This window comes from Pseudomonas citronellolis (assembly GCF_001586155.1).
Classification (GTDB): domain Bacteria; phylum Pseudomonadota; class Gammaproteobacteria; order Pseudomonadales; family Pseudomonadaceae; genus Pseudomonas; species Pseudomonas citronellolis.
In genome coordinates this window covers 5,222,074-5,248,890 of record NZ_CP014158.1, presented here as the reverse complement: position 1 = coordinate 5,248,890, position 26,817 = coordinate 5,222,074, and the positions used below count along the sequence as shown (strand labels likewise).

The following is a 26,817-nucleotide window of genomic DNA, read 5'->3' as shown; positions in this document are numbered from 1 at the left end:
AATAAAGTTTTGATTATTGCCTGATTATTTCTTTCCAGGCACTTTTCTACACTTCCAAGGCTGTGCCCCGCGTTTTTCGCCGGGCCACCCGGTTTCCGCCGGCATCCATCGCCGGCCGCTTCCGCCCCGAAGGCGGAGGCCCATGCATCAACCCGCCAGGAGTTCCGAGATGATCAAGTCCCGTGCCGCCGTCGCCTTCGCCCCCAACCAGCCGCTGCAGGTGGTCGAGGTGGACGTGGCGCCGCCGAAGAAGGGCGAGGTGCTGGTACGCATCGTCGCCACCGGGGTCTGCCACACCGACGCCTACACCCTGTCCGGCGAGGATTCCGAAGGCGTCTTCCCGTGCATCCTCGGTCACGAGGGTGGCGGCATCGTCGAAGCGGTGGGCGAGGGCGTGACCTCGCTGCAGGTTGGCGACCACGTGATCCCGCTGTATACCGCCGAATGCCGCGAGTGCAAATTCTGCAAATCCGGCAAGACCAATCTCTGCCAGGCCGTGCGCGCCACCCAGGGCAAGGGCCTGATGCCCGACGGCACCAGCCGCTTCTCCTACAACGGCCAGCCGATCTACCACTACATGGGCTGCTCGACCTTCTCCGAGTACACCGTGCTGCCGGAAATCTCCCTGGCCAAGATTCCCAAGGACGCCCCGCTGGAGAAGGTCTGCCTGCTCGGCTGCGGCGTCACCACCGGCATCGGCGCCGTGCTCAACACCGCCAAGGTGGAAGAGGGCGCCACCGTGGCGATCTTCGGCCTGGGCGGCATTGGCCTGGCGGCGATCATCGGCGCCAGGATGGCCAAGGCCTCGCGGATCATCGCCGTCGACATCAACCCGGCCAAGTTCGACATCGCCAGGGAACTGGGCGCCACCGACTTCGTCAATCCGAAGGACCACCAGAAGCCGATCCAGGACGTCATCGTCGAGATGACCGACGGCGGCGTGGACTACTCCTTCGAGTGCGTCGGCAACGTGCAGCTGATGCGCGCGGCGCTGGAGTGCTGCCACAAGGGCTGGGGCGAGTCGACCATCATCGGCGTCGCCGGCGCCGGCCAGGAGATCAGCACCCGGCCGTTCCAGCTGGTCACCGGGCGCGTCTGGCGCGGTTCGGCGTTCGGCGGCGTGCGCGGCCGCACCGAGCTGCCCAGCTACGTGGAGAAGGCGCAGAAGGGCGAAATCCCGCTGGACACCTTCATCACCCACACCATGGGCCTGGACAAGATCAACGAGGCCTTCGACCTGATGCACGAAGGCAAGAGCATCCGCTCGGTCATCCATTACTGAAAAGCCGACGAGAGCGCTGGAGGCTGAAGGCTATACGTAGCGCTTTTTCGTCCAGCCTCCAGCGCTTTCCTCGTCCTTACACGGAGCTTTTTATGGAAATCGTCGAGGCCTTCGACCTGATGCACGAAGGCAAGAGCATCCACTTGGTCATCCATTACTGAAAAGCCGACGGGAGCGCTGGAGGCTGAAGGCTATACGTAGCGCTTTTTCGTCCAGCCTCCAGCGTTTTCCTCGTCCTTACACGGAGCTTTTTATGGAAATCGTCGAGGCCTTCGACCTGATGCACGAAGGCAAGAGCATCCACTTGGTCATCCATTACTGAAAAGCCGACGAGAGCGCTGGAGGCTGAAGGCTATACGTAGCGCTTTTTCGTCCAGCCTCCAGCGCTTTCCTCGTCTTTACACGGAGCTTTTTATGGAAATCGTCTCCAGCACCAAGAGCTTCGGCGGCTGGCACCAGCGCTACCGCCACCGTTCCCAGGCGCTCGGCTGCGACATGGTGTTCGCCATCTACCTGCCGCCCCAGGCCGAGCCCGAGGCCGGACTGCCGGTGCTCTACTGGCTGTCGGGGCTGACCTGCACCGACGAGAACTTCATGCAGAAGGCCGGCGCCCAGCGTCTGGCCGCCGAACTGGGCCTGGTGATAGTGGCGCCGGACACCAGCCCGCGTGGCGCGGACGTGCCGGGCGACCCGGAGGGCGCCTGGGACTTCGGCCTGGGCGCCGGCTTCTACCTCAACGCCACCCAGGAACCCTGGGCGCGCAACTACCGCATGCACGACTACGTGGTGCACGAGTTGCCGGCGCTGATCGAGGATAACTTCCCGGTCTCCAGCCGCCGCGGCATCGCCGGGCACTCCATGGGTGGCCACGGCGCGCTGGTCTGCGCGCTGCGCAATCCGGGGCGCTACCAGTCGCTGTCGGCCTTCGCGCCCATCGCTCATCCCAGCGACTGCCCCTGGGGGCAGAAGGCCTTCGGCCGCTACCTGGGCGAAGACCGCAGCGCCTGGGCCGAGTGGGATGCCTGCGAACTGCTGGCCAGCGCGAGCGAGCGCCTGCCGATCCTGGTCGACCAGGGCGAGCGCGACGACTTCCTCGCCACCCAGCTCAAGCCCGAGGCCCTGCGCCAGGCGGCGGAAGCGGCGGGGCACCCGCTGGAGCTGCGCCTGCACCCGGGCTACGACCACAGCTACTACTTCATCGCCAGCTTCATCGACGACCACCTGCGCCACCACGCGCGGGCGCTGTCCTGAAGGCGTCGCGGCTTTCCGGTAGAATCGACGCCCTGACTGACTCAGGGCGTTTTTCTATGCGTATCGGCCATGGCTACGACGTACACCGCTTCGGCGAGGGCGACTTCATCACCCTCGGCGGCGTGCGCATCCCCCACAAGTTCGGGCTCATCGCCCACTCCGACGGCGACGTGCTGCTGCACGCGCTGAGCGACGCGCTGCTCGGCGCCTGCGCCCTGGGGGACATCGGCAAGCACTTCCCCGATACCGATCCGCGTTTCAAGGGCGCCGACAGCCGCGCGCTGCTGCGCCACGTGGTGGCCCTGGTGCACGGGAAGGGCTACGTGATCGGCAACGTCGACGCCACCATCATCGCCCAGGCGCCGAAGATGGCGCCGCACATCGAAGCCATGCGCGGCAGCATCGCCGAGGACCTGCAGGTCGACCTCGACCAGGTCAACGTCAAGGCCACCACCACCGAGAAGCTCGGCTTCACCGGGCGCGAGGAAGGCATTGCGGTGCACGCCGTCGCCCTGCTGGCCCGCCCATGACCGAGCTGGAACTGCTGGGCCCGCGCGCCCATGGCGAACCCTGCGGGCAGGCGGTGCTCAAGGCGGTGGCCGAGGACTTCCAGGTCGACGAGGTGCTGGACATCCCGCTGTCTGGCGAAGGCGAACACCTCTGGCTATGGGTGGAGAAGCGCGGGCTGAACACCGAGGATGCCGCGCGCCGCCTGGCCCGTGCGGCTGGAGTGTCGCAGCGGCTGATCAGCTATGCCGGGCTCAAGGATCGCCAGGCCCTGACGCGCCAGTGGTTCAGCCTGCACCTGCCGGGCAAGGCCGACCCCGACCTGACCGCGGCCGAGGACGACGCCCTGCGCATCCTCAAGCGCACCCGCCACCAGCGCAAGCTGCAGCGTGGCGCCCACGCGGCCAACGGCTTCACCCTGCGCCTGACGCAACTGCAAGGCGAGCACCAGGCGCTCGACGAGCGGCTGCGACGTATCGCCGCCGAGGGCGTGCCCAACTATTTCGGCAGCCAGCGCTTCGGCTTCGACGGCGGCAACGTCGTGGACGCCCGCAGCTGTGCCGAGCGCGGCATCCTGCCGGAGCAGCGCAACCTGCGCTCGCGCCTGCTCTCGGCCGGACGCAGCTACCTGTTCAACCAGGTGCTGGCGCGGCGGGTGACGGACGGTAGCTGGAACCACGCCCAGGTCGGCGACCTGCTGGCCTTCACCGACAGCCGCAGTTTCTTCCCGGCGGGCGAGGCGGAATGCGCCGACCCGCGCCTGGCCGAACTCGACCTGCACCCCACCGGACCGCTCTGGGGCAAGGGCGCCTCGCCGGCCGGCGGCGCCAGCGGCGAGCTGGAAAATGCCGTGGGCGCCGCCGAAGTGGCGCTTTGCCAGTGGCTGGGCAATGCTGACCTGGCGCACGAACGGCGCATCCTGCGCCTCCCCATCCAGGCCCTGGCATGGCATTATCCGGCCCCTGACATTCTGCAACTGGAATTCGTCCTGCCGGCAGGCTGCTTCGCCACCGTCGTCGTGCGCGAGCTGGTCGAGCTGGTACCGGCAGGGCAGACGGAAAACCCATGCGCATACTGATTGCCAACGACGACGGGGTGAACGCACCCGGTATCGCCGCGCTTTACGACGCGCTGAGCGAACATGCCGAATGCGTGGTGGTCGCTCCCGAACAGGACCGCAGCGGCGCCAGCAGCTCGCTGACCCTGGACCGGCCGCTGCACGCGCAGCGCCTGAGCAATGGATTCATCGGCGTCGACGGTACGCCGACCGACTGCGTGCACCTGGGCCTCAACGGCCTGCTGGACACCTTGCCGGACATGGTCGTCTCGGGTATCAACCTGGGCGCCAACCTGGGCGATGACGTGCTCTATTCCGGCACCGTGGCCGCCGCCATCGAGGGCCGCTTCCTGGAGCGGCCGGCGTTCGCCTTCTCGCTGCTCTCGCGGCAGCCGGACAACCTCTACAGCGCCATGCACTTCGCCCGCCTGCTGGTGCAGAACCACGAGCGGCTCGAACTGCCGCCGCGCACCGTACTCAACGTCAACATCCCGAACCTGCCGCTGGAACGCATCCGCGGCGTCCAGCTGACCCGCCTGGGCCACCGCAAGCGCGCCGCGGCGCCGGTCAAGGTGGTCAATCCGCGCGGGCGCGAAGGCTACTGGATCGCGGCGGCGGGCGACGTCGAGGACGGCGGCGAGGGCACTGACTTCCATGCGGTGATGCAGGGCTACGTCTCGGTCACGCCGCTGCAACTGGACCGAACCTTCCGCGAGGCGTTCAATGGACTGCAGGACTGGATCGGAGGGCTGGACCATGGCCGATGAACTGAGCCGCCGCGGCATCGGCATGACCTCCCAGCGCACCCGCGAAAGGCTGATCCAGCGCCTGTACGAGGAAGGCCTATCCAACGCCCGGGTGCTCGAGGTGATCCGCCGCACGCCGCGCCACCTGTTCGTCGACGAGGCGCTGTCGCACCGCGCCTACGAGGACACCGCGCTGCCCATCGGCCACAATCAGACCATCTCGCAACCCTTCATGGTGGCGCGGATGACCGAGCTGCTGCTGGCCGCCGGCCCCCTGGACAAGGTGCTGGAGATCGGCACCGGCTCCGGCTACCAGACCGCGGTGCTGGCGCAACTGGTCGAGCGGGTGTTCTCCGTCGAGCGGATTCAGGCCCTGCAGGACCGCGCCAAGGAGCGCCTTGCGGAGCTAAACCTGAGAAATGTTGTCTTTCGCTGGGGGGATGGCTGGGAAGGCTGGTCGGCGCTGGCACCGTACAACGGTATCATCGTCACCGCGGCAGCCGCCGAGGTCCCGCAGGCGCTGCTCGACCAGTTGGCGCCGGGCGGGCGCCTGGTGATCCCGGTGGGCAGCGGCGAAGTGCAGCAACTGATGCTGATCGAGCGCACCGGCGACGGATTCGACCGGCGCGTGCTGGATTCGGTGCGCTTCGTTCCCCTGCTCAACGGCCCCCTGGGCTGAACGGCGGCGGGAGCGCCGTCGCGCGGCCAGGGGAAGCATAACGGCGAGATGCAGGGCACATATTCGATGGATAAGGGGGAAGGGGTGAGCCCTATCGCGGCCCAGAAGCAATGGATCTGGATTCGGAGCGGCGTTCGCTTGCTGCTGGCGGCAGCATTCTGTTCCCTGCTCGCGGCCTGCGCATCCTCCTCCGGGGGCAAGGTCAAGGTGGTCGACCGCAACCAGGCCGAGCGCACGCCGGCGACCACCAGCGGGCAGTACGTGGTGCGCCGCGGCGACACTCTGTACTCGATCGCCTTCCGCTACGGCTGGGACTGGAAGGCCTTGGCCGCGCACAACAACATCCCGCCGCCCTACACCATCCGCCCGGGGCAGGCCATTCGTTTCGGCGGCGCCGGCTCCAGCACGTCGGCACAGCCCGTCGTCGCCAAAACCACGCCGTCCGTCGCGCCGGTAGTGGTCGGCAAGCCCGCCGCCGGTTCTCCGGCACCGGCCAAGCCCGCTCCCGCGGCTACCGTCAGCAATTCGACACCCCCCGCCAGCACTGCCCCTTCGCAGGCTTCCGGCAAGGGTGTGGAGGGCTGGATGTGGCCGACCAGTGGCACTTTGATAGGCCGCTTTGCATCAAACGGGAGTTTGAATAAAGGGATTGATATAGCCGGGCAATTGGGCCAGCCTGTCCTGGCTGCGTCGAATGGCACGGTTGTGTACGCCGGTAGTGGTTTGCGGGGCTACGGCGAACTCGTGATCATCAAGCACAGCGATACCTACGTGAGTGCCTACGGCCACAACCGCAGGCTGCTCGTTCGGGAAGGGCAACAGGTCAAGGTCGGGCAGAGCATTGCCGAGATGGGCTCCACGGGCACGGACCGGGTGAAGCTGCACTTCGAGATTCGCCGTCAGGGCAAACCCGTGGACCCCTTGCAATACCTGCCTCCTCGTTGATCGACCGCCGCATCCCGCGTGGGTGAGCGGGCTTGGACGTCCCAAGGATATGGATTCGTCCGGGCTTGTTGTCGAACTCAGCAAGGGATAACGACATGGCACTCAAAAAAGAAGGGCCGGAGTTTGACGTGGATGACGAGCTGCTGTTGCTGGAGCCCGCCATCACATTCGACGAGTCACTTGCCGAAGAGCAGGTCTCACTTCAGGTCACCGGCAAGGCCAGCTCGCTGTCATCGAAGCAGCACAAGCACATCGATTACAGCCGAGCCCTGGATGCCACTCAGCTCTACCTCAACGAAATCGGTTTTTCCCCACTGCTGACTCCCGAGGAGGAGGTCCACTTCGCGCGGCTCGCGCAAAGGGGCGATCCCGCCGGGCGTCGGCGCATGATCGAAAGCAACCTGCGCCTGGTGGTGAAGATCGCCCGGCGCTACGTCAACCGCGGCCTGTCCCTGCTCGACCTGATCGAGGAAGGCAACCTGGGGTTGATCCGGGCGGTGGAGAAGTTCGATCCGGAACGGGGTTTCCGCTTCTCCACCTACGCGACATGGTGGATTCGCCAGACCATCGAACGGGCCATCATGAACCAGACCCGCACCATCCGCCTGCCGATCCACGTGGTCAAGGAACTCAACGTCTACCTGCGCGCGGCCCGCGAGCTGACGCACAAGCTGGACCACGAGCCGTCCCCCGAGGAAATCGCCAACCTGCTGGAGAAGCCGGTCGACGAGGTCAAGCGCATGCTCGGCCTCAACGAGCGGGTGACTTCGGTGGACGTGTCCCTCGGCCCGGATTCGGACAAGACGCTGCTCGACACCCTGACCGACGATCGTCCCACCGACCCCTGCGAACTGCTGCAGGATGACGATCTGAGCCAGAGCATCGACCAGTGGCTGTCCGAGTTGACCGACAAGCAGCGCGAGGTGGTGATCCGCCGCTTCGGCCTGCGCGGCCACGAAAGCAGCACCCTGGAAGAGGTCGGCCAGGAAATCGGCCTGACCCGCGAGCGGGTGCGGCAGATCCAGGTCGAGGCGCTCAAGCGCCTGCGGGAGATCCTGGAGAAGAACGGCCTGTCGAGCGACGCGCTGTTCCAGTAAGGCGCCGCCCGTAACGAAAAAGCCCGGAGCGTTGGTTGCCGGGCTTTTTTTCGCCTGTGCCAATTGTGGGAGCGGGCCTTGCCGCGAATGGGGTTTGCCGATGGTTGTTGTGCCGGGTTCCAAGAGCGCCCTCTCCCCAACCCTCTCCCGCAAGCGGGAGAGGGGGCCTTTCGTGCCACCGGGGCGTCCGGCGTGGTCGGTGTATCCAATCGCGGACATACAGGTAGCCGGGAAGCACGGCATTCCTCCCCCGTAGGAGCGGACCTTGTCCGCGATGGCCGGACGTATCGGCGCGATTCGCGGATGAGATCCGCTCCTACAGTTCCAGGAAAGCCCCGTAGGATGGGTTGAGCGAAGCGATACCCATCACCATGGCCCGATGGGTTTCGCAAGCTCAACCCATCCTACGCACCTCGACGCAGACAGTTGCTCCTACGCCCGAGCTTCGAGCTTGCGAAACCCATGCGGTTGCGCTGATGGGTATCGCTTCGCTCAACACCATCCTACGAAAAGCCATGCTCGCTCGTGCGGTAGGAGCGGACTCCCCGGCCGCTCGAACCAGGCGAGACAGCAGTTTTTGAGTTTGGTTTTGTAAGCCATCGCTTACACGTGCTGTGAGCCTTTGACGATTCGGCTTGCCGGCAAGGGGCCCTTTTCTTCAGTCTTTATAAATAACCAATTGAATTTAAAAGGCTTTATTTTCGACTGCACTAATCCTGGTCCTTCCGGGGTGCGACCCGCAGCCGCTTGCCGCTTTTGTACGGAAAGCTAATATCACTCTTGCGTACAGGGAATGACGCAGGCCGACAGGGATGCCGGTCAGGACGTCGCGGGATGCGATTCATCAGGATGATGGGGTAGGGAAAAAAGGGCGGGCCATCCCGCCCCTTTTTTTGCCCGCGAAAAAGTGCCGTCACAGATGGCACAAGGCCCGCGCGAGGCGGGCCTTGGAGCTTGGAGGATGCGATCAGCGCTCCAGGTGCTTGAGCTTGTCGGCGACGCCGTCCCACTCTTCCGCATCCGGCAACGGGTCCTTCTTCTCGGTGATGTTCGGCCAGACCTCGGCCAGATCCTTGTTCAGCTCGATGAACTCCTGCATGTTCTCCGGGACCTCGTCCTCGGAGAAGATCGCCTGTGCCGGGCATTCCGGTTCGCACAGGGCGCAGTCGATGCACTCATCCGGGTGAATCACCAGGAAGTTCGGGCCTTCGTAGAAGCAGTCCACCGGGCAGACTTCCACGCAGTCGGTGTATTTGCACTTGATGCAGTTGTCGGTGACGACGAAGGTCATTTTCTAATTCTCTCCTCAGGCGGGCGGCTAAGCGCGCGCGATTCTAGCAGCTTGTTCCGCTGTCCGTCAGATTCGCGTCTTCCATGCATATAACAAATCGAGCGCCTGGCGCGGTGTCAGGTCATCGGGTTTGATGCGTGCAAGCTCGTCGATCAGCGGGTGCGGCAGGCTGGCGAACAGGTCGCTCTGCATCGGCGCGGCGGGCTGGCCGGCCTCCTGGCGCGGCGCCTCGTGGGGCAGGCTGGTGGTTTCCAGGCGCGCCAGGTGCTCGCGGGCGCGCAGGATCACCGGGCCGGGCACGCCGGCCAGTTGCGCCACCGCCAGGCCGTAGCTCTGGCTCGCCGGGCCGGGCAGCACGTGGTGCAGGAAGACGATGCGCTCGTTGTGCTCGGTGGCGTTCAGGTGCACGTTGGCCACCACCGGTTCGCTTTCCGGCAGCACGGTCAGCTCGAAATAGTGGGTGGCGAACAGGGTGAAGGCGCGCAGGTGCGCCAGGTGCTCGGCGGCGGACCAGGCCAGCGACAGGCCGTCGAAGGTGCTGGTGCCGCGGCCCACTTCGTCCATCAGTACCAGGCTGCGGTCGGTGGCGTTGTGCAGGATGTTGGCGGTTTCGCTCATCTCCACCATGAAGGTGGAACGGCCGCCGGCGAGGTCGTCGGACGAGCCGATACGGGTGAAGATGCGGTCCACCAGCGACAACTCGCAGCGCGCCGCCGGGACGAAACTGCCGATGTGCGCCAGCAGCACGATCAGCGCCGTTTGCCGCATATAGGTAGATTTACCGCCCATGTTCGGGCCAGTAATCACCAGCATGCGGGTGTCTTCGTCGAGCTTCAGGTCGTTGGCCACGAAGGGCGTATCCAGCACCTGCTCCACCACCGGGTGGCGGCCCTGCTCGATGAGGATGCCCGACTCCTCGACGAAGCGCGGGCGGTTCAGGTCGAGGTTCAGCGCGCGCTCGGCCAGGTTCGCCAGCACGTCCAGCTCGGCCAGGGCGGCGGCGGTGTCCTGCAGCGGCGCCAACTGGGCGATCAGCAGCTCCACCAGCTCCTCGTAGAGCTGCTTCTCGCGGGCCAGGGCGCGGCTCTGGGCGGACAGCGCCTTGTCCTCGAAGGCCTTCAGCTCCGGGGTTATGAAGCGTTCGGCGCCCTTCAGCGTCTGGCGCCGCTGGTAATCGGCCGGCGCCTGCTCGGCCTGCATGCGCGGCAGCTCGATGTAGTAGCCATGGATGCGGTTGTAGCCGACCTTCAGACCCGACAGTCCGGTGCGTTCCTTCTCGCGGATCTCCAGGTCCATCAGGTACTGGCCGGCGTTCTCGCTGAGCGTCTGCAGTTCGTCCAGCTCGGCGTCGTAGCCGCGCTTGATGACGCCGCCGTCGCGGATCACCGCCGGCGGGTTGTCGATGATCGCGCGCGCCAGCAGGTCGGCCAGTTCCGGGTAGGTGCGGATGCTGGCGGCCAGTTCGCCCAGGTGCGGGGCTTCCAGCTCGGTCATGCCGCGTTGCAGCTCCGGCAGGGCGGCCAGGGCGTCGCGCAGGCGCGCCAGGTCGCGCGGGCGGGCGTTGCGCAGACCGATACGGGCGAGGATGCGCTCGACATCGCCGATTTCCTTCAGCTGTGGCTGAAGGTTCTCGAAACGGTAGCGCTCCAGCAGGCAGGCGATGGATTCCTGGCGGGCTTCCAGCACGGCGCGGTCGCGTAGCGGGCGGTTCAGCCAGCGTGTCAGCAGGCGGCTGCCCATGGCGGTCTGGCAGCGGTCCACCACCGATTGCAGGGTGTTGTCGCGGCCGCCGGAGAGGTTGGTGTCCAGCTCCAGGTTGCGGCGGCTGGCGCCGTCGAGGATGACGGTGTCGTCCAGGCGCTCGTGGCGCAGGCTGCGTAGGTGCGGCAGGGCGGTGCGCTGGGTTTCCTTGGCGTAGGCCAGCAGGCAGCCGGCGGCGCCGATGGCCAGGGTCAGGTCCTGGCAGCCGAAGCCCTTCAGGTCCTGGGTGGCGAACTGTTGGCAGAGGCTCTTGAACGCCGAGTCGCGGTCGAAGTCCCAGGGCGCGCGACGCCGCACGCCACGGCGCTTCTCCGCCGGCAGGCCGGCGGGCCAGTCATCGGGGATCAGCAGTTCCGCGGGGTTCAGGCGCTCCAGCTCGGCCAGCAGGGTTTCCCAGCCGCGGATTTCCTGGACGCTGAAGCGGCCGCTGGTGATGTCCAGCACCGCCAGGCCGAACAACCGCTCGTCGCCCAGCAGGGCGGCCAGCAGGTTGTCGCGGCGTTCGTCCAGCAGCGCCTCGTCGCTGACCGTGCCGGGGGTGAGGATGCGCACCACCTGGCGTTCCACCGGGCCCTTGCTGGTGGCCGGGTCGCCGATCTGCTCGCAGATCGCCACCGACTCGCCGAGCTTGACCAGCTTGGCCAGGTAGCCCTCCACGGCGTGGAAGGGAATGCCGGCCATGGGAATCGGCGTGCCGGCGGACTGGCCGCGGGTGGTGAGGGTGATGTCGAGCAGCTTGGCGGCCTTCTTCGCGTCCTCGTAGAACAGCTCGTAGAAGTCGCCCATGCGGTAGAACAGCAGTTGTTCCGGATGCTGTCTCTTCAGCTTCCAGTATTGCTGCATCATCGGGGTGTGGGCGGAAAGGTCGCTTTGGCTCATGACTTTGGGCGGTCCGTCTTCTATATGCAAAAGCGCCTAGTGTACGGTATCCGGCCTGGCGGCTTAAGCATCGGAGTACGCAATGAGCATCAGCGACGAGGGCATCACCGACCTGGCCGCGCGCCTGGGCGCGCAATTGCAGCGGCTTGGGGCGCGGGTCAGCACCGCCGAGTCCTGCACCGGCGGCGGCATCGCCGAGGCGATCACGCGGATCGCCGGCAGCTCGGCCTGGTTCGACGCCGGCTACGTCACCTATTCCAATGCGCAGAAGACCGCGCAGCTGGGCGTGCCTGACGAACTTTTCCCACAGGTTGGCGCAGTCAGCCGGGAAGTGGTCGAGGCCATGGCCCGCGGCGCACAGGCGCGCAGCGGCGCGCGTTTCACTGTGGCGGTCAGCGGCATCGCCGGTCCGGACGGTGGTTCGCCAGAGAAGCCTGTAGGAACCGTCTGGTTGTGCTGGGCCGATGGCGAACAATGCTACCCGCAGTGCTTCCATTTTCCCGGCGACCGCCTCGCGGTGCGCCGGCAGGCGGTGGCGACCGCTCTGGACGGGGTGTTGCGACTGGCCGTCGGGGAAAATCCCGTTCGGGGGTAGGCGAGCGCCTTGCCCTGTGAAATAATACTGTCTACTTATACAGTTGTTCGTGGCCCATCCCGGCCGCCTGACTTCGCGAGGACTTCAATGGACGACAACAAGAAGCGCGCCCTGGCCGCGGCCCTGGGACAGATCGAACGCCAATTCGGCAAGGGCGCGGTCATGCGCATGGGCGACCACGAGCGCCAGGCCATCCCGGCCATCTCCACCGGCTCCCTCGGCCTGGACATCGCCCTGGGCATCGGCGGCCTGCCGAAAGGCCGGATCGTCGAGATCTACGGCCCGGAATCCTCGGGCAAGACCACCCTGACCCTCTCGGTCATCGCCGAAGCCCAGCGCCAGGGCGCCACCTGTGCCTTCGTCGACGCCGAGCACGCGCTGGACCCGGACTACGCCGGCAAGCTGGGCGTCAACGTCGACGACCTGCTGGTCTCGCAGCCGGACACCGGCGAGCAGGCCCTGGAAATCACCGACATGCTGGTGCGCTCCAACGCGGTGGACGTGATCATCGTCGACTCCGTGGCGGCGCTGGTGCCCAAGGCCGAGATCGAAGGCGAGATGGGCGATGCCCACGTCGGCCTGCAGGCCCGCCTGATGTCCCAGGCGCTGCGCAAGATCACCGGCAACATCAAGAACGCCAACTGCCTGGTCATCTTCATCAACCAGATCCGCATGAAGATCGGCGTGATGTTCGGCAACCCGGAGACCACCACCGGCGGCAACGCCCTGAAGTTCTACGCCTCCGTGCGCCTGGACATCCGCCGTACCGGCGCGGTGAAGGAAGGCGACGAGGTGGTCGGCAGCGAAACCCGCGTCAAGGTGGTGAAGAACAAGGTCGCCCCGCCGTTCCGCCAGGCCGAGTTCCAGATCCTCTACGGCAAGGGCATCTACCGCACCGGCGAGATCATCGACCTGGGCGTGCAGCTGGGCCTGGTGGAGAAATCCGGCGCCTGGTACAGCTACCAGGGCAGCAAGATCGGCCAGGGCAAGGCCAACGCCGCCAAGTACCTGGAAGAGAACGGGGAAATCTGCGCGGTGCTGGACAAGGCCATCCGCGAGCAACTGCTGAACAACCAGCCGGCGCCGACCAAGGCCGAGCTGGCTGCAGCCGAAGCTGCCGAGGCCGCTGAAGCCGACCTCGACTACTGATCCCGCCGATGCCGACCGTGCTCGATACGCCCGTCGCCGTGCGGCGGGCCGCCATGGACCTCCTGGCGCGACGCGAGCACGGTCGCGCCGAGCTCGTCCGCAAGTTGCGCCAGCGCGGCGCGCCTGCGGAACTTATCGAGCCCGCCCTCGACCGCCTGGCCGAGGAAGGGCTGCTCAACGAATCCCGTTACCTGGAAGCCTTCATCGCCAGCAAGGCGCGCAGCGGCTATGGCCCCTTGCGCATCCGCGAGGAACTGAGCCAGCGCGGCCTGCCCCGTGGCGAGATCGAAAAGGCCCTGGGCGAGGCGGATGTCGATTGGCGAGCGCAATTGCAGGATGTGTGGCGACGCAAGTTCCCCCGCCTGCCCCAGGACGCCAGGGAGCGTGCCCAGCAGGGGCGTTTCCTCGCCTACCGGGGGTTTTCCATGGAAGCCATCAACCGCCTGTTCAGCGGGCGGGGCGGGGACGATTGAGTCCCGGGCCGGCACCAGTGACCGGCCTGTCGGCCGGATCGCGGACGGAGTCCGCTCCTACGCCATTCACATACCACGTTCCCCTGGCTGGTCCGCGATAGCTGGCGGTATCGGCGTGGTTCGTGGATAAGATCCGTTTGTACAGATGCGGGCACGGCTTATCGTAGGAGCGAGCTTGCTCGCGAATAAACCCTGCAGTGGAGTTTGTTCGCGAGCAAGCTCGCTCCTACAGAGAACACCCCGGCGTGGTTGGCAAGACAGTTGCCCCTACGCCATTCCATACACCGTTTTCCCGGAATCACGCGCCAGCGTTATTCGTCGATTCGGTGTCACGTCGGGCCAACGGCGTATAACCGCGAACGGTTATACGCCCTACGGTTGGACATGGGGGCCTTGTCCACCGCACCGAGGCGCTTTTCGTAGGATGGGTTGAGCTTGCGATACCCATCGGGCCATGGTGATGGGTATCGCTTCGTTCAACCCATCCCACGGGGGCCGGAGAGCGTAGGAGCGGACTCCGTCCGTGATAGCCGGACGTCCCGGCGCGGATCGCGGATGAGATCCGCGCGCCATCCACCCGCGCCATCCCATGTAGGAGCGCGCCCTGCGCGCGAATCGCGGGCAGGGCCCGCTTACAGGTGCGGTGGCCTATGCCGGAACGGGGCAGGCTTCGGTCCAGTTCTGCTTGTCGTTGATGAAGTTCACCAACTCGCGCAAGCGGCCGTGGTCGCGGCCGTTGAAGGCGAAGGCCAGGCGCGTGAGCTGGGTGAATTCCGGCTCGTCCTTTTCCAGTTCGCCGCAGGCCTGCTGGTGGAAGCCGTCGTGCAGGCAGAGGTTGCCGAACTCCTCGTGCAGGCGCTGCATGGCGCTGTCGCTGAGGCGGTGGTTGAGGCGGATGACGAAGTTGTCCTTGAGCCAGCGGCTGGAGTGGAAGTTGCTGTAGAAGTGGGCGATCTCCCCGACCGCGTCCTCCACCGAGCGGGCCAGTTTCATCAGGTGCATGTCGCTGGGCAGGATGTAGCGGTTGTCCAGCAGTTGCTCCTGCATGAACTGCAGCGCCTGCTCCCAGTAATGCCCGCCGGGTTGGTCGAGCAGCACCACCGGCACCAGCGGGCTCTTGCCGGTCTGGATCAGCGTCAGCACTTCCAGCGCCTCGTCCAGGGTGCCGAAGCCACCAGGGCAGAGCACCAGGGCGTCGGCTTCCTTGACGAAGAACAGCTTGCGCAAGAAGAAGAAGTGGAACGACAGCAGGTTGTTGGTGCCGGCCACCGTGTGGTTGGCCTGCTGCTCGAAGGGCAGGGTGATGTTGAAGCCCAGGCTGTTCTCCAGCCCCGCGCCTTCGTGGGCGGCGGCCATGATGCCGCCGCCGGCGCCGGTGACGACCATCAGGTCGTAGCGCGCCAGGGTGCGCCCCAGGTCCCGGGCCAGGGCGTACAGCGGGTGGTCCGGGGGCGTGCGCGCCGAGCCGAACACCGTGACCTTGCGCCGGCGCTTGAACTGCTCGAGGGTGGCGAAGGCGTGCTCCATCTCGCGCAGCGTCTGCAGCATGATCTTGGCGTCCCAGCGGTTGCGGTCGGCCTGGGCCATGCGCGCCACGGTGAAGAGCATCTCGCGGTACAGCGGCAGGTTCGGGCTGTCGCCCGGCGCGGCGAGGGCGGCCAGCTCCTCGACCTTTTGCGTCAGGTCGGTGCCGCTGGTCTGGAAGTGCCGGGAAAGGTAGTCCTCGGGTTCATAGGGCATGGGGATACTCCTTGTTCTTCAACCCCTTGTCGTAGGCGTGCGCCAGTCTGACATGCCGCCGATGACAGTCGGCGATGACCCTGTTTCAGATTGCGATACGGTCCCCCTGTTCGGGAATGTTGGCTTTCCAGTCGAGGCGTTCGAGCAGTGCGGCCTGCAGGGCATCCATCTTTTCCCGCTCGCCATGTATCAGGTATAGCTCGGGTTTGTTCTCGAAGTGGCCAACCCACTGAATCAATTGCGATTGTCCGGCATGGGCGGAGAAGCCGCCGAGGGTGTGGACCTTCGCCCGCACGGCGATGCGCTGGCGCAGCACGCGCACGCTCTCGGCGCCGTCGACGATGGCGCGGCCCAGCGTGCCCTTGGCCTGGAAGCCGGGGAAGACGATGTGGCACTCCTCGCGCCAGAGGTTGTGCTTGAAGTGGTGGACGATGCGCCCGCCGGTGCACATGCCGCTGCCGGCGATGATGATGGCGCCGCTCTTGATGCGGTTGATCGCCATGGAGTCTTCCGGCGTCTGCGTGGTGCGTAGCAGCGGCAGCCATTCGGACAGCTTCACGGTGCCGGTGCCGCGGATGTATTCGCGGTCGCTGTCGGAGAACTCGCCGGAGTGGCGCAGGTAGATGTCGTTGGCCCGGGCGGCCATGGGGCTGTCGAGGAAGACCATCTGCTGCGGCAGGCGGCCTTCCTGGTAGAAGCGCCCGAGGTAGAACAGCAGGTCCTGGGTGCGGCCGACGGCGAAGGCGGGGATCAGCACGTTGCCGCCGTCCTTCTGCGCCTGTTCGAGGATGTCCGCCAGTTCCAGCAGCGTCTCGTTGTTGTCGCGGTGGTCGCGGTCGCCGTAGGTGGATTCCAGCAGCACCACGTCGGCGCGGCTCAGTGGCGTCGGCGTGCGCATCAGCGGCGAGCAGGTGTTGCCCAGGTCGCCGGAGAACACCAGGCGGCGCGTCAGGCCCTGCTCGTGGATCTCGATCTCGACGATGGCCGAGCCGAGGATGTGCCCGGCGTTGTGGAAGGTCACGCGAATGCCGGGCGCCACTTCCACGGTGCTGCCGTAGCTGACGCTGCGGCGCAGCTTCAGGGCCTTCTCGGTGTCTTCCACGGTGTAGATCGGGGTGACCGGCGGCTTGTTCAGGCGGGCGCGCCACTTGCTCTCCCACTCGGCGTCCTTTTCCTGGATGTTGGCCGAATCCATCAGCATCAGTTCCAGCAGCTCGCAGCAGGACTCGGTGGCATAGATCGGCCCCTTGTAGCCTTCCTTCGCCAGGCGCGGCAGCAGCCCGCTGTGGTCGATGTGGGCATGGGAGATGACCACCGCGTTCAGGCTCTTCGGGTCGAAGGGGAAGGGCGTGCGGTTGCCGGCCTCGTTGTCGCGGGTGCTCTTGCCGTTGCTGCGGCCCTGGCGCATGCCGCACTCGAGCAGCACACGCGCGCCGTCCCGGGTTTCCAGCAGGTAGCAGGAGCCGGTGACTTCCTGGGCTGCGCCGATGAAGGTGAGTAGGGCCATGGGGCCTCCTTAGCAGGATTCGGTATTTCAGACTCGCGTAGCTGGAACGAAATGGCGTTGATACAGGTCAGCGCCCCTCCCATCCGGCGACCTAGACTTCCCCCATAGCCCCAGGGAGAACGTCGAGCATGTCGCAGATACTGCCCAGTCCGGACGAACTGGCCGCGCACGCGGCGGAGCAGCCGGCATTCGCCGAATGGCTGAGCGGATACGGTCCGCTTGAGCATAGCGCGCTGACCCAGGCTGCGGTCTTCCGCGTGACTCATCAATTGGTCCAGGCCGGCCTGCAGCCGGACCTGGCGAGCGTCTACCGGATGTTCCGCGCGCTGGACCGGCTGACCTGCGCCGGGCTCTGGCTGGTGGTGCACATGACCTACGCGCGCCGTGTGCACCTGGATGGCACGCCGCTGCAGGCCGAGGATTTCAAGGCCAACCCTGAGGGCCACACCGGCGGCGCCCTGAACATGGTGCCGGCCTACGCCGGCTACCTGGCGCTCAATGCCCTGACCGGCACCACCCGCGGCTGGCTGATGGGGCAGGGGCACTGCGTGGCGGCCATCGAGGCGCTCAACGTGCTGACCGCCAACCTGCACCCCGAGCAGGCGCGGCGCTACAGCATCGACGCCGCCGGCCTGGAGCGCCTGGTGCAGGACTTCTACAGCTACGCCCAGGCGCCGGACGGCAGCGTCGCCGTGCCCCTGGGCAGCCACGTCAACCCGCATACCGCCGGCGGCATCGCCGAAGGCGGCTACCTGGGCTTCGCCGAACTGCAGTATGCGCACCTGCCGCTGCCCGGCGAGACCCTGGTGGCCTTCCTCTCCGACGGCGCCGCCGAGGAGCAGCGCGGCAGCGACTGGATGCCGCGCTGGTGGCGCGCCGAAGACTGCGGCGTGGCCCTGCCGGTGATGATCGCCAATGGCCGGCGCATCGAGCAGCGTACCCAGTTGGGCACCCGAGAAGGCCTGGAAGGCTTCAAGCACCACCTGAGCGGCTGCGGCTTCGACCCGCTGAGTTTCGACGGCCGCGACCCGGCCGCCTTCGTCTGCGCGCTCTGGGAGATGGAACAGCGCCTGGCGCACCGCGTGCACGAGAAGAACAGCGGCATCCTGCAGTACCCGCTGCCGATTCCCTACGGCATCGCCGAGACGGTCAAGGGCTTCGGCTTCTACGGCGCCGGCAGCAACGCCGCGCACAACCTGCCGCTGCCGGGCAACCCCCGCGACGACGCGAACGCCCGTGAGCTGTTCAACCAGCACGCGGCGCGGCTGTGGGTGCCGGAAACGGAGCTGGACGCCGCCTGCGCGCTGTTCACCGCGAGCCGCCAGGGGCGCCTGCTGGAGCGCGACAACCCGCTGGCGGTGCGGCGGCCCATCGAGCCCAGCCTGCCGGAGCTGCACTACCGCAACGACCAGTGCTCGCCGATGCTGGCGCTGGACCGCTTCTTCAGCGAACTGTGCGCGGCGAACCCGGACCTGCGGGCCCGCGTCGGCAACCCCGACGAGCTGGCCAGCAACCGCCTGGGCGGCGTGCTCAAGGCGCTGAAGCACCGCGTCTGCCAGCCGGAGAGCGCGCTGGAGGCCGTCGACGGGCGGGTCATCACCGCGCTCAACGAGGAGGCCGTGGTCTCCGCCTGCCTGGCCAACCAGGGCGGGCTCAACCTGGTGGCCAGCTACGAGGCGTTCTGCGTGAAGATGCTCGGCGCGGTGCGCCAGACGCTGATCTTCGCCCGCCTGCAGAAAGAGGCGGGGCGCCCGGCCGGCTGGCTCGGCTGGCCGCTGGTGGCCACCTCGCACACCTGGGAGAACGGCAAGAACCAGCAATCGCACCAGGACACCACCTTCTGCGAAAGCCTGCTGGGCGAGATGAGCGACATGGTGCGGGTGCTGTTCCCCGCCGACCACAACAGCCTGCTGGCGCTGCTGCCGCAGATCTACCGCAGCCGCGGGCAGCTCGCCTGTGTGGTGGCGCCCAAGCGCGAGCGGCCGAACCTGTTCGACCGGGCCCAGGCGGAACAACTGGCGCGCGATGGCGCCATCGTGGTGGAAGAACATCCCGGCAGCGATCCGTTGCTGCTGATCGCCAACGGCAGCTACCAGCTCGGCGAGATGCGCCGCGCCGTGGAGCGCCTGGCCGAAGCCGGCTACCCGTACCGCCTGGTCTACCTGCAGGAGCCCGGGCGCTTCCGCGCGCCGAGGGACAACTGGGAACTGGCGGCGGTGGCCGACGAGGCGCTGATCGAACAACTGTTCCCGGACGCCTACGGGCGCCGCGTGCTGCTCACCCACATGCGCCCGGAAGTGGCGCGCGGGCATCTCTGGCCGATCCTGCCGGATGCGCTGCGCAGCTCGGTGCTGGGCTACCGCAACCGCGGCGGGACCCTCGACGAGCCCGGCATGCTCTTCGCCAACCGGGCCTGCTGGGGCGATGTGCTGGCGGCCTGCGCGCGCCTGCTGGAAGTACCGCGCAGCGCGCTGCTGACCGCCGAGGAGGTCGCGGCGCTGGCCGGCAAGGGGGACCCGCGGGCCCTGCGCTGAAACGCTGAGGCGCCTCAGCGCTTCAGCGGCTTGACCAGGGAGTCCAGGCCCTCGACCTTCAGTTCCAGCACAATCTGCATCAGGCGGCCCAGCTCGCCCTTGGGAAAGCTGTCATTGCGCTGGAACCACAGCAGGTACTCCTCCGGCAGGTCCACCAGCATGCGTCCCTGGTACTTGCCGAAGGGCATCGGCGTGCGGGCGATCTTCAGCAGGTTGAGCTTTTCCGACTCCAGCATGGCGCCGGCTTCACTTCTGCAGCTTGATGCGGCAACTGCCGGCATCGAAGCGCTCGACGGCCACCGGGGCGTTGCTGTGGTACTCGGTGAAGTCGTAGGTGAGCACCGCGCCCTGGGCCAGCAACTGGCGGTAGCCGGTGTTGCTGCACACGCTGTCGCCCAGTTGGCTGCGCACGCTCTCGGGGTTGGCGCGCATCTTCGCGGCGTGGCTGGCGCGCACGCTGAGGTGGTTGATCAACTGGTTGCCTTCGACGGTATAGCCCTGGTCGAGGATGTCCTCGTTGATCGCGCGCGGAGTGCCTTCGCTGCTTTCCTTGGCGACTTTCTCCAGTGTCTTGGCCAGTTCGAAGTCCTTGAGCGACGCGGCGTGGGCCACGGGCAGGACGAGGCAGAGGGCGAGGGCGGTTAGGCGCAGCATGGGCTTCTCCTGAAACGGGTGCGTATTCGACCGCGCGACGCCGGCACGGTTCGCCGGCGCCGCAAATCCCCCATTGTCCCTGAAAACCGCCTGGCTGCCGAGCGGCCTTGGCGCGCAGGGGCTCTGTTACAATCGCCGCCCGCCGTGATCGCCCACCCGAGTCGCCGATGTCGCCCGTCCATCCCGCCACCAAGAACCATGCCGTCGCCCGCCTGCGCGCCGAGCGCCTGGCCCGTTGCGTGAAGCCCTTCGTGGCCCGCGGCTCGCGTTCGCCGCGCTGCGCCGGCTGCCGCCTGCGCCCGGACTACTGCATGTGCGCTTGGCAGCCGCAGGTGCAGGCCAACGCCGGCATGTGCCTGGTGATGTTCGATACCGAGCCGCTGAAGCCGAGCAATACCGGCTGGCTGATCGCCGAGACGGTGCCGGACACCTGGGCCTTCGGCTGGTCGCGGATCGAGGTCGACCCGGCCCTGCTGGCGCTGCTGGACGATCCGCAGTGGCAGCCCTACGTGGTGTTTCCGGGGGAGTTCGTCGCCGCCGAGCGGGTGGTGGAGAAGGTCGCGCCGCAGCCCGGCAAGCGCCCGCTGTTCATCCTGCTGGACGCCACCTGGAACGAGGCGCGCAAGATGTTCCGCAAGAGCCCCTACCTGGACCGCTTCCCGGTGCTGAGCATCACCCCGGACGCGTTGTCGCGCTACCGCCTGCGCCGCTCCAAGTTCGACGAGCACCTGTGCACCGCGGAAGTGGCGGCGCTGTGCCTGGGCCTGTCTGGCGACCAGCGCGCGGGGGATGCGCTGGATGCCTACCTGGACGTGTTCAGCGAGCGCTACCTGGGCGCCAAGCACCAGCGCGGTCTGGACGAGCAGAGCCCGGCGCACCAGGCCCTGCGGCCCTACACCGCGCTCTAGGGTTCAGGCCGCCGCGGCCTTCTTCTGCGGCCACAGCTGGGCCACCAGCATGCCGGCGAGCATCAGCGCGCAGCCGAAGTAACCGCGCGCGTGCAGGCTCTCGTCGAGGAAGATCGCCCCGGCGATGGCGGCGAATACCGCTTCCAGCGAGAGGATGATCGCAGCGTGGGAGGCGATGGCGTGCTTCTGCGCGATCACCTGCAGGGTGAAGCCGGTGCCGACGCCGAGCAGGCCGCCGTAGAGCAGCGCCGGGCCGGCCTGGACGATGGCGTCCCAGTGGATTTCCTCGAACACCAGCGCCAGCGCCATGCTCACCACCGAGCAGGTGACGAACTGCAGGAAGGCCAGGCGGATGGCGTCGTAGCGGCTGGCGAACAGGCCCACCAGCAACACGTGGCAGCCCCACACCAGCGCGCCGGTCAGTTGCAGCCAGTCGCCGGAGGCCACCTTGAAGCCCGGGCCGATGCTCAGCATGGCCATGCCCACCACCGCCAGCGCCGCGCCGAGCCAGGTGCCCGTGCCGGTGCGGTGGCCCAGCAGCAGGCCCAGCAGCGGCACGATGATCACGTACAGGCCGGTGATGAAGCCGGAGTTGGTCACGCTGGTGAACAGCAGGCCGACCTGCTGCAGGTTGATGCCCAGGGTCAGCGCGGTGCCGATGGCCAGGCCCGCCAGCAGCAGGCCGCGGTTGAACGGCTGGGCCCCGCGCCTGGCCGACCAGGCCAGCAGCGGCAGCAGCATCAGCGCGCCGAGGGCGAAGCGCAGGCCGGTATAGAGGAAGGGTCCGATGGCATCCATCCCCAGGCGCTGCGCGACGAAGGACACGCCCCAGATCATGGCGGTGACCAGCATCAGGATATCGGCGCGCAGGGCATGGCTCTTCATGGTGTTCTCGGCAGGCAAAAAAAGAGCGCAACTCTGCCGCAAGCCGGGGACTTTGAAAAGCTGTCCATTCCGTCAGCGGGTGCGCCGGGAGTCGCCCGCATCTGCATTCTCGGCAGGCATCGGCCGATGCATTTGCGTACAATGCGCCAATCAGGTCACGACCTTTCCCATGCTGGCCCCGCCGTTATCCGCGGCCGGGATCGAGCCTGGCCATCAAGGAACTTACATGGCTTCCTATGAAATCCTGATCGCTGACGATCATCCGCTGTTCCGCAGTGCCCTGCACCAGGCCCTCACCTTGGGCCTGGGCCCCGAAGCGAAACTGGTGGAGGCGGCGAGCATCGCCGAGCTGGAAGCCAGGCTCAACGAGAAGGCCGACTGGGACCTGGTCCTGCTGGACCTGAACATGCCCGGCGCCTACGGCTTTTCCGGCCTGGTGCTGCTGCGCGGGCAGTACCCGCAGATCCCGGTGGTGATGATCTCGGCCCAGGAGGACGCCGCCGTGGTGCAGCGCTCCCGCGAGTTCGGCGCCAGCGGCTTCATCCCCAAGTCCAGCGAGATGGCCACCCTGCAGCAGGCGGTGCGCGCGGTGCTCGACGGCGACGTCTGGTGGCCGCCGCAGGCCGACGCGGTGACCGAGCTGAGCGAGGAAGTGCGCGCCGCCAGCGCCGGCCTGGCGAGCCTGACGCCGCAGCAGTTCCGCGTGCTGACCATGGTCTGCGAGGGCCTGCTGAACAAGCAGATCGCCTTCGAACTGAGCGTTTCCGAGGCCACCGTCAAAGCCCATGTCACGGCGATCTTCCGCAAGCTCAACGTGCGCACCCGCACCCAGGCGGCGCTGTTGCTGCAACAGATGGAAACGGTTCCGGGCGCCTGATCGGCCGCCCGTGACCTCGGTTTCACACTTTCCTACGGCACCTGGTTTAGAGTGCCGCGTCTTTTTTCGCAGAGAGCCCTTCGTGACTTCTTCCCCCTTCAAGGGCCAGACCGGCCTGAAGCGCATCCTCAACGCCGCCGGCTATTCCATGGCCGGTTTCGTCGCCGCCTTCCGTGGCGAGGCGGCCTTCCGCCAACTGGTGCTGATCAACGTCATCCTCGTCCCGCTGGCGTTCTTCTGCGACGTCAGCCGCGGCGAGCGCGCGCTGATGATCGCCGTGTGCCTGCTGGCGCTGATCGTCGAGCTGCTCAACTCGGCGGTGGAAGCGGTGGTCGACCGCGTCTCCCTGGAGCGCCACCCGCTGTCGAAGAACGCCAAGGACATGGGCAGCGCCGCGCAGTTCGTCGCGCTGAGCATCATCACCGTGACCTGGGCGGTGATCCTGCTGGGCTGAGCCCATGGGAGCAGGCGCGTAGGGCGTATGACCGTTCGCGGTCATACGCCGCTACACCGGCCTCGTGCCCGGCTCCTCGGTCGAGCCCGGAGTGCCCTGAAACAGGCACTCCGTGGCCAAACCCGGAGCGCGCCTGAAGCCAAGGCCAAACGGCGGATAACGTCGAACGTTATCCGCCCTACGCTCTACAAAGTGCGGAGAAATGCCGTCGTAGGATGGGTTGAGCGAAGCGATACCCATCACCACGGCAGCATGGGTTTCGCAGGCTCAACCCATCCTACGAAGAGCGTCCCGGCGTGGTCGACAAGACCGCCTCAGGGAATCATCGGCAGCACGATCTCGTCGCTGCGGCTGATGCCCGCCGTCTCGCTGCGGCACAGGTCGAGGAATTCGCGCATGGTCGCGGTCTGGTACTTCTGCCGGTGCCAGATGAAGTAGAACTGCCGGCGCAGGTCCAGCTGCGGGGTGTCCACCGGCACCAGGCTGCCGCGGCGGAAGGCGTCGCGCAGGGCCAGGCGCGAGATGCAGCCGATGCCCAGGCCCGACTCCACGGCGCGCTTGATCGCCTCGGTGTGCTCCAGCTCCAGGCGGATATTCAGCGGCTCGATGTGATGGCGCATGGCCTGGTCGAAGGTCAGGCGGGTGCCCGAGCCTTGCTCGCGGAGGATCCAGGCCTCGCTGCTGAGCCGCTGCAGGTCCACCGGCCCGGCGTTGGCCAGCGGGTGCTGCGGCGCGCAGAACACCACCAGCTCGTCCTCCATCCACGGCTGCACCTCGATGTCCGGGTGCTGGCAGTCGCCCTCGATCAGGCCCAGGTCCAGCTCGTAGTGGGCGATGCGCTGCACCACGTGGGCGGTGTTGTGCACGTGCAGGCGCACCCGGCAGTCCGGCTGGCGCTGCATGAAGGTGCCGATCAGCAGGGTGGCCAGGTAGTTGCCGATGGTCAGGGTGGCGCCCAGGTCCAGGGAGCCGAAGGCGCTCTTGCCGTTGAGCAGCGTTTCGATCTCGCTGCCGCGGTCCAGCAGCGCCACCGCCTGGGGCAGCAACTGGCGGCCCAGGGCGTTCAGCGTCAGGCGCTTGCCGGCGCGGTCGAACAGCTTGCAGTCGAACTGCCGCTCCAGTTCGCCCAGGGCCGTGCTGGTGGCCGACTGCGACATCGACAGCGCCTCGGCGGCGCGTGACACGCTCTCCTGCTGGGCCACGGCGACGAAGACTTCCATCTGGCGCAGGGTGAATTTCATCGGTTCGGCTGGCTCCGTGGCGGGCGAGGGGCGCGACATTCGGTCGCCCCAGGCGGGGCGGCAGGGGGCGTAAGCTGGCGCGCGCTGGCCGCCAGGCGTCCCTTATCTGCGTTTTGGATTAGCAATATCCAGATAATTTATTTTGCGGATATTCTCGCCCCCTATAAAATGTCGCGCAATCGCGCTACGTCCGGGATCTGCTGGGGTGCGCCACGAATCTCTAGGAGTCCTTGATGAGCAACCTGTACACCGAGCGCGTTCTCAGCGTGCACCACTGGAACGACACCCTCTTCAGCTTCAAGACCACCCGTAACCCGGGCCTGCGCTTCAAGACCGGCCAGTTCGTGATGATCGGCCTGGAAGTCAACGGCCGCCCGCTGATGCGCGCCTACTCCATCGCCAGCCCGAACTACGAGGAGCACCTGGAGTTCTTCAGCATCAAGGTCCCGGACGGCCCGCTGACCTCGCGCCTGCAGCACCTGAAGGAAGGCGACGAGCTGATGGTCAGCCGCAAGCCCACCGGCACCCTGGTGCTGGACGACCTCAAGCCCGGCAAGCACCTGTACCTGCTGAGCACCGGCACCGGCATGGCGCCGTTCCTGAGCGTGATCCAGGACCCGGAAGTCTACGAGAAGTTCGACAAGGTCATCCTGGTCCACGGCGTGCGCTGGGTCAGCGAGCTGGCCTACGCCGACTTCATCACCAAGGTCCTGCCGGAGCACGAGTACTTCGGCGACATGGTGAAAGAGAAGCTGATCTACTACCCCCTGGTCACCCGTGAAGAGTTCCGCAACATGGGCCGCCAGACCGACCTGATGCGCAGCGGCAAGCTGTTCGCCGACATCGGCCTGCCGCCGATGAACCCGCAGGACGACCGTGCCATGATCTGCGGCAGCCCGAGCATGCTGGACGAGACCAGCGAAGTGCTGAACGGCTTCGGCCTGCAGATCTCCCCGCGCATGGGCGAGCCGGGCGACTACCTGATCGAGCGCGCCTTCGTCGAGAAGTAAGCGCAGCCCGCTGAAAAAGCCCGCCACCCGGCGGGCTTTTTCGTTCATGGCGGATACGGGGAAATGCCGTGCGTAGGAGCGGGCCCTGCCCGCGAATCGCGCGCAGGGCGCGCTCCTACAAGGTGAGGTGGCGAAACGCTGGCGTAGGATGGGTTGAGCGAAGCGATACCCATCACCACGGTCCGATGGGTATCGCAAGCTCAACCCATCCTACGAAAAGCGCCTCGGCGCGCCGTGCAAATTTATCCGCGATTAGAGGGGGCGGGTTGCACATCCAATACCCGGATCACCCCCGCCTCGGGGTAATGCCAATGCACGTCCAGGTCCCACAGCCGTGCGCCGTAGCGGCGTTCGGGCGTGGGTTGCTGGTAGGCCGGGCGTGGGTCCTGGGCCAGGCACTGTTCGACCAGCTCGACTACCGGCTCGCCCAGGCGCAGGGCCTGCTCCCGGGCCTGGGCCAGGGCGGCGTCGCTCCACTGCACCGGGATCGGCGCCGGCGGCGCCTCGGCGATGGCGTTGCGCGCGTCGGCCACGGCGTCGGCATAGGGCACGTAGGGCTTGATGTCGAGCACCGGGGTGCCATCCAGCAGGTCGATGCCCGACAGCCACAGGCGCCCGGGCTCGACCTTCTCCAGGCGCACCACCGACTGGCCGATGCCGTTGGGCCGGTGCGTGGCGCGGGTGGCGAATACGCCCAGGGAGCGGTTGCCGCCCAGGCGCGGCGGGCGCACCTTGAGCCGCGGCTTGTCTTCCAGGGCCTGGTGGAAGAGGAACAGCAGCCAGACGTGGCTGACCTGCTCCAGGCCTTCCACCGCCTCGCCGCCGTCGAATGGCGGCAGCAGCTCCAGCACGCCCCGCGCCGCCGGGGCCAGCTGCGGTTGGCGCGGGATGGCGAACTTCTCCTTGAAGCAGGAGCGGATATGGCCGATGGGGGAGACGGAGTAGGACATGGTGGCACGCGCGTGGAGCAGGGGCTGCAATGTTACCCGATCGGCACTGCAAACCCCGCCGCTTGCGTCATCGCCGGCGCCTGCGCAGCAACAGCCAGCCGTAGAAGGTGTCCAGGTCTGGTTTCGCTCCTCACCCCAGTCCTCTCCCGGAGGGAGAGAGGGAGCCGTTCGTGCCACCGGGGCCTCCGGCGTGGCCGGTGAACCCAATCGCGGACAAAGTCCTACGTTCCAGGAAGCACGGCTTTTCGTAGGATGGTGTTGAGCGAAGCGATACCCATCGCCACGACCGCATGGGTTTCGCAAGCTCAACCTATCCTACGAAGAGCACCTCGGCGCAAGACAAGT

The 26,817-nt window shown here is 66.9% G+C and carries 25 protein-coding genes; 16 read left to right on the top strand and 9 right to left on the bottom strand.

Going from position 1 to position 26,817, the window contains the following annotated elements; translation table 11 throughout:
* The first annotated feature begins 169 nt into the window (after nucleotides 1-169).
* The 8 genes from PcP3B5_RS23030 (at nucleotide 170) to rpoS (ending at nucleotide 7,564) form a co-directional block, all read left to right on the top strand.
* The gene (locus PcP3B5_RS23030) at nucleotides 170-1,282 is read left to right on the top strand and encodes an S-(hydroxymethyl)glutathione dehydrogenase/class III alcohol dehydrogenase (protein ID WP_043271164.1); all 1,113 of its coding nucleotides are present in this window, start codon (nucleotides 170-172) and stop codon (nucleotides 1,280-1,282) included.
* Between the two features lie 414 nt (nucleotides 1,283-1,696).
* Nucleotides 1,697-2,533 carry an S-formylglutathione hydrolase gene (gene fghA / locus PcP3B5_RS23025; RefSeq protein WP_043271162.1) on the top strand — a complete coding sequence of 279 codons (837 nt, stop codon included), beginning with the start codon at nucleotides 1,697-1,699 and terminating at the stop codon, nucleotides 2,531-2,533.
* 56 nt (nucleotides 2,534-2,589) lie between these two features.
* Entirely contained in the window at nucleotides 2,590-3,063 is a 474-nt protein-coding gene (gene ispF / locus PcP3B5_RS23020; RefSeq protein WP_043271160.1) for a 2-C-methyl-D-erythritol 2,4-cyclodiphosphate synthase, read from the top strand.
* Nucleotides 3,060-4,118, top strand: coding sequence for a tRNA pseudouridine(13) synthase TruD (gene truD, locus PcP3B5_RS23015; RefSeq protein ID WP_043271158.1), 1,059 nt, complete (start codon nucleotides 3,060-3,062; stop codon nucleotides 4,116-4,118). Before ispF ends, truD begins: the two co-directional genes overlap by 4 nt.
* On the top strand, nucleotides 4,106-4,864 hold the full coding sequence (gene surE / locus PcP3B5_RS23010; protein ID WP_043271156.1) for a 5'/3'-nucleotidase SurE: 759 nt from the start codon (nucleotides 4,106-4,108) through the stop codon (nucleotides 4,862-4,864). Before truD ends, surE begins: the two co-directional genes overlap by 13 nt.
* A 22-nt stretch (nucleotides 4,865-4,886) precedes the next feature.
* Nucleotides 4,887-5,522, top strand: a complete 636-nt coding sequence (locus PcP3B5_RS23005; protein WP_099049128.1) for a protein-L-isoaspartate(D-aspartate) O-methyltransferase — start codon at nucleotides 4,887-4,889, stop codon at nucleotides 5,520-5,522.
* A gap of 66 nt (nucleotides 5,523-5,588) precedes the next feature.
* Nucleotides 5,589-6,467 carry a peptidoglycan DD-metalloendopeptidase family protein gene (locus PcP3B5_RS23000; protein WP_051879000.1) on the top strand — a complete coding sequence of 293 codons (879 nt, stop codon included), beginning with the start codon at nucleotides 5,589-5,591 and terminating at the stop codon, nucleotides 6,465-6,467.
* Nucleotides 6,468-6,562: 95 nt separating this feature from the next.
* Nucleotides 6,563-7,564: an RNA polymerase sigma factor RpoS gene (gene rpoS, locus PcP3B5_RS22995; RefSeq protein WP_009616703.1), complete on the top strand. Its 1,002-nt coding sequence runs from the start codon at nucleotides 6,563-6,565 to the stop codon at nucleotides 7,562-7,564.
* A 967-nt stretch (nucleotides 7,565-8,531) separates the two neighbouring features.
* On the opposite strand, the gene fdxA is transcribed toward rpoS, so the two are convergent.
* The gene (fdxA, locus tag PcP3B5_RS22990; RefSeq protein ID WP_009616706.1) at nucleotides 8,532-8,855 is read right to left on the bottom strand and encodes a ferredoxin FdxA; all 324 of its coding nucleotides are present in this window, start codon (nucleotides 8,853-8,855) and stop codon (nucleotides 8,532-8,534) included.
* 66 nt (nucleotides 8,856-8,921) lie between these two features.
* Nucleotides 8,922-11,495: a DNA mismatch repair protein MutS gene (gene mutS, locus PcP3B5_RS22985; RefSeq protein WP_177330910.1), complete on the bottom strand. Its 2,574-nt coding sequence runs from the start codon at nucleotides 11,493-11,495 to the stop codon at nucleotides 8,922-8,924.
* 82 nt (nucleotides 11,496-11,577) lie between these two features.
* On the opposite strand from mutS, the gene PcP3B5_RS22980 reads away from it, so the two are divergent.
* From PcP3B5_RS22980 to recX, 3 genes are all read left to right on the top strand, one after another.
* A complete protein-coding gene (locus PcP3B5_RS22980; protein WP_043271153.1) occupies nucleotides 11,578-12,090 on the top strand; it encodes a CinA family protein in 513 nt (170 codons plus the stop codon).
* An 87-nt stretch (nucleotides 12,091-12,177) separates the two neighbouring features.
* Nucleotides 12,178-13,239: a recombinase RecA gene (gene recA / locus PcP3B5_RS22975; protein ID WP_043271151.1), complete on the top strand. Its 1,062-nt coding sequence runs from the start codon at nucleotides 12,178-12,180 to the stop codon at nucleotides 13,237-13,239.
* Nucleotides 13,240-13,247: 8 nt separating this feature from the next.
* The gene (gene recX / locus PcP3B5_RS22970) at nucleotides 13,248-13,712 is read left to right on the top strand and encodes a recombination regulator RecX (RefSeq protein ID WP_043271149.1); all 465 of its coding nucleotides are present in this window, start codon (nucleotides 13,248-13,250) and stop codon (nucleotides 13,710-13,712) included.
* Between the two features lie 648 nt (nucleotides 13,713-14,360).
* Here the strand turns inward: recX and PcP3B5_RS22965 are convergent.
* Nucleotides 14,361-15,452: an LOG family protein gene (locus PcP3B5_RS22965; protein ID WP_058070963.1), complete on the bottom strand. Its 1,092-nt coding sequence runs from the start codon at nucleotides 15,450-15,452 to the stop codon at nucleotides 14,361-14,363.
* A gap of 85 nt (nucleotides 15,453-15,537) precedes the next feature.
* Nucleotides 15,538-16,959: an MBL fold metallo-hydrolase RNA specificity domain-containing protein gene (locus PcP3B5_RS22960; protein ID WP_043271148.1), complete on the bottom strand. Its 1,422-nt coding sequence runs from the start codon at nucleotides 16,957-16,959 to the stop codon at nucleotides 15,538-15,540.
* 128 nt (nucleotides 16,960-17,087) lie between these two features.
* Between PcP3B5_RS22960 and PcP3B5_RS22955 the strand changes: the two genes are divergently transcribed.
* The gene (locus PcP3B5_RS22955; protein WP_061562506.1) at nucleotides 17,088-19,493 is read left to right on the top strand and encodes a phosphoketolase family protein; all 2,406 of its coding nucleotides are present in this window, start codon (nucleotides 17,088-17,090) and stop codon (nucleotides 19,491-19,493) included.
* Between the two features lie 14 nt (nucleotides 19,494-19,507).
* Here PcP3B5_RS22955 and PcP3B5_RS22950 read toward each other — a convergent pair whose 3' ends face one another.
* Both PcP3B5_RS22950 and PcP3B5_RS22945 read right to left on the bottom strand, forming a co-directional pair.
* Complete coding sequence (locus PcP3B5_RS22950; RefSeq protein WP_009616847.1) at nucleotides 19,508-19,729, bottom strand: DUF3820 family protein; 222 nt, start codon at nucleotides 19,727-19,729, stop codon at nucleotides 19,508-19,510.
* Nucleotides 19,730-19,739: 10 nt separating this feature from the next.
* A complete protein-coding gene (locus tag PcP3B5_RS22945) occupies nucleotides 19,740-20,147 on the bottom strand; it encodes a quorum-sensing-regulated virulence factor family protein (protein ID WP_061562505.1) in 408 nt (135 codons plus the stop codon).
* Between the two features lie 167 nt (nucleotides 20,148-20,314).
* Between PcP3B5_RS22945 and PcP3B5_RS22940 the strand changes: the two genes are divergently transcribed.
* On the top strand, nucleotides 20,315-21,055 hold the full coding sequence (locus tag PcP3B5_RS22940; RefSeq protein ID WP_043271142.1) for a tRNA-uridine aminocarboxypropyltransferase: 741 nt from the start codon (nucleotides 20,315-20,317) through the stop codon (nucleotides 21,053-21,055).
* Between the two features lie 3 nt (nucleotides 21,056-21,058).
* Here the strand turns inward: PcP3B5_RS22940 and PcP3B5_RS22935 are convergent, their stop codons facing one another.
* A complete protein-coding gene (locus PcP3B5_RS22935) occupies nucleotides 21,059-21,940 on the bottom strand; it encodes a DMT family transporter (RefSeq protein WP_009616850.1) in 882 nt (293 codons plus the stop codon).
* Nucleotides 21,941-22,166: 226 nt separating this feature from the next.
* On the opposite strand from PcP3B5_RS22935, the gene erdR reads away from it, so the two are divergent.
* Nucleotides 22,167-22,817 carry a response regulator transcription factor ErdR gene (erdR, locus tag PcP3B5_RS22930; protein ID WP_009616852.1) on the top strand — a complete coding sequence of 217 codons (651 nt, stop codon included), beginning with the start codon at nucleotides 22,167-22,169 and terminating at the stop codon, nucleotides 22,815-22,817.
* A gap of 82 nt (nucleotides 22,818-22,899) precedes the next feature.
* Nucleotides 22,900-23,271, top strand: a complete 372-nt coding sequence (locus PcP3B5_RS22925) for a diacylglycerol kinase (RefSeq protein WP_009616854.1) — start codon at nucleotides 22,900-22,902, stop codon at nucleotides 23,269-23,271.
* Between the two features lie 314 nt (nucleotides 23,272-23,585).
* Here the strand turns inward: PcP3B5_RS22925 and PcP3B5_RS22920 are convergent, their stop codons facing one another.
* Complete coding sequence (locus PcP3B5_RS22920; protein WP_061562504.1) at nucleotides 23,586-24,512, bottom strand: LysR family transcriptional regulator; 927 nt, start codon at nucleotides 24,510-24,512, stop codon at nucleotides 23,586-23,588.
* 233 nt (nucleotides 24,513-24,745) lie between these two features.
* Between PcP3B5_RS22920 and fpr the strand changes: the two genes are divergently transcribed.
* On the top strand, nucleotides 24,746-25,522 hold the full coding sequence (gene fpr / locus PcP3B5_RS22915) for a ferredoxin-NADP reductase (RefSeq protein ID WP_009616858.1): 777 nt from the start codon (nucleotides 24,746-24,748) through the stop codon (nucleotides 25,520-25,522).
* Nucleotides 25,523-25,764: 242 nt separating this feature from the next.
* Here fpr and tsaA read toward each other — a convergent pair whose 3' ends face one another.
* The gene (gene tsaA / locus PcP3B5_RS22910; RefSeq protein ID WP_061563331.1) at nucleotides 25,765-26,472 is read right to left on the bottom strand and encodes a tRNA (N6-threonylcarbamoyladenosine(37)-N6)-methyltransferase TrmO; all 708 of its coding nucleotides are present in this window, start codon (nucleotides 26,470-26,472) and stop codon (nucleotides 25,765-25,767) included.
* Nucleotides 26,473-26,817: the final 345 nt, after the last annotated feature.

What these genes read in the sequence shown, in the direction of transcription:
- fdxA (WP_009616706.1), bottom strand. Translation starts at nt 8,855, where the DNA reads ATGACCTTCGTCGTCACCGACAACTGCATCAAGTGCAAATACACCGAC.
- PcP3B5_RS22955 (WP_061562506.1), top strand. Translation starts at nt 17,088, where the DNA reads ATGTCGCAGATACTGCCCAGTCCGGACGAACTGGCCGCGCACGCGGCG.
- surE (WP_043271156.1), top strand. Translation starts at nt 4,106, where the DNA reads ATGCGCATACTGATTGCCAACGACGACGGGGTGAACGCACCCGGTATC.
- PcP3B5_RS22965 (WP_058070963.1), bottom strand. Translation starts at nt 15,452, where the DNA reads ATGCCCTATGAACCCGAGGACTACCTTTCCCGGCACTTCCAGACCAGC.
- PcP3B5_RS23000 (WP_051879000.1), top strand. Translation starts at nt 5,589, where the DNA reads ATGGATAAGGGGGAAGGGGTGAGCCCTATCGCGGCCCAGAAGCAATGG.
- truD (WP_043271158.1), top strand. Translation starts at nt 3,060, where the DNA reads ATGACCGAGCTGGAACTGCTGGGCCCGCGCGCCCATGGCGAACCCTGC.
- mutS (WP_177330910.1), bottom strand. Translation starts at nt 11,495, where the DNA reads ATGAGCCAAAGCGACCTTTCCGCCCACACCCCGATGATGCAGCAATAC.
- erdR (WP_009616852.1), top strand. Translation starts at nt 22,167, where the DNA reads ATGGCTTCCTATGAAATCCTGATCGCTGACGATCATCCGCTGTTCCGC.
- PcP3B5_RS22945 (WP_061562505.1), bottom strand. Translation starts at nt 20,147, where the DNA reads ATGCTGCGCCTAACCGCCCTCGCCCTCTGCCTCGTCCTGCCCGTGGCC.
- fghA (WP_043271162.1), top strand. Translation starts at nt 1,697, where the DNA reads ATGGAAATCGTCTCCAGCACCAAGAGCTTCGGCGGCTGGCACCAGCGC.
- PcP3B5_RS23005 (WP_099049128.1), top strand. Translation starts at nt 4,887, where the DNA reads ATGACCTCCCAGCGCACCCGCGAAAGGCTGATCCAGCGCCTGTACGAG.
- recA (WP_043271151.1), top strand. Translation starts at nt 12,178, where the DNA reads ATGGACGACAACAAGAAGCGCGCCCTGGCCGCGGCCCTGGGACAGATC.
- rpoS (WP_009616703.1), top strand. Translation starts at nt 6,563, where the DNA reads ATGGCACTCAAAAAAGAAGGGCCGGAGTTTGACGTGGATGACGAGCTG.
- ispF (WP_043271160.1), top strand. Translation starts at nt 2,590, where the DNA reads ATGCGTATCGGCCATGGCTACGACGTACACCGCTTCGGCGAGGGCGAC.
- PcP3B5_RS22940 (WP_043271142.1), top strand. Translation starts at nt 20,315, where the DNA reads ATGTCGCCCGTCCATCCCGCCACCAAGAACCATGCCGTCGCCCGCCTG.
- PcP3B5_RS22980 (WP_043271153.1), top strand. Translation starts at nt 11,578, where the DNA reads ATGAGCATCAGCGACGAGGGCATCACCGACCTGGCCGCGCGCCTGGGC.
- PcP3B5_RS22920 (WP_061562504.1), bottom strand. Translation starts at nt 24,512, where the DNA reads ATGAAATTCACCCTGCGCCAGATGGAAGTCTTCGTCGCCGTGGCCCAG.
- PcP3B5_RS22935 (WP_009616850.1), bottom strand. Translation starts at nt 21,940, where the DNA reads ATGAAGAGCCATGCCCTGCGCGCCGATATCCTGATGCTGGTCACCGCC.
- recX (WP_043271149.1), top strand. Translation starts at nt 13,248, where the DNA reads ATGCCGACCGTGCTCGATACGCCCGTCGCCGTGCGGCGGGCCGCCATG.
- fpr (WP_009616858.1), top strand. Translation starts at nt 24,746, where the DNA reads ATGAGCAACCTGTACACCGAGCGCGTTCTCAGCGTGCACCACTGGAAC.
- PcP3B5_RS22960 (WP_043271148.1), bottom strand. Translation starts at nt 16,959, where the DNA reads ATGGCCCTACTCACCTTCATCGGCGCAGCCCAGGAAGTCACCGGCTCC.
- tsaA (WP_061563331.1), bottom strand. Translation starts at nt 26,472, where the DNA reads ATGTCCTACTCCGTCTCCCCCATCGGCCATATCCGCTCCTGCTTCAAG.
- PcP3B5_RS23030 (WP_043271164.1), top strand. Translation starts at nt 170, where the DNA reads ATGATCAAGTCCCGTGCCGCCGTCGCCTTCGCCCCCAACCAGCCGCTG.
- PcP3B5_RS22950 (WP_009616847.1), bottom strand. Translation starts at nt 19,729, where the DNA reads ATGCTGGAGTCGGAAAAGCTCAACCTGCTGAAGATCGCCCGCACGCCG.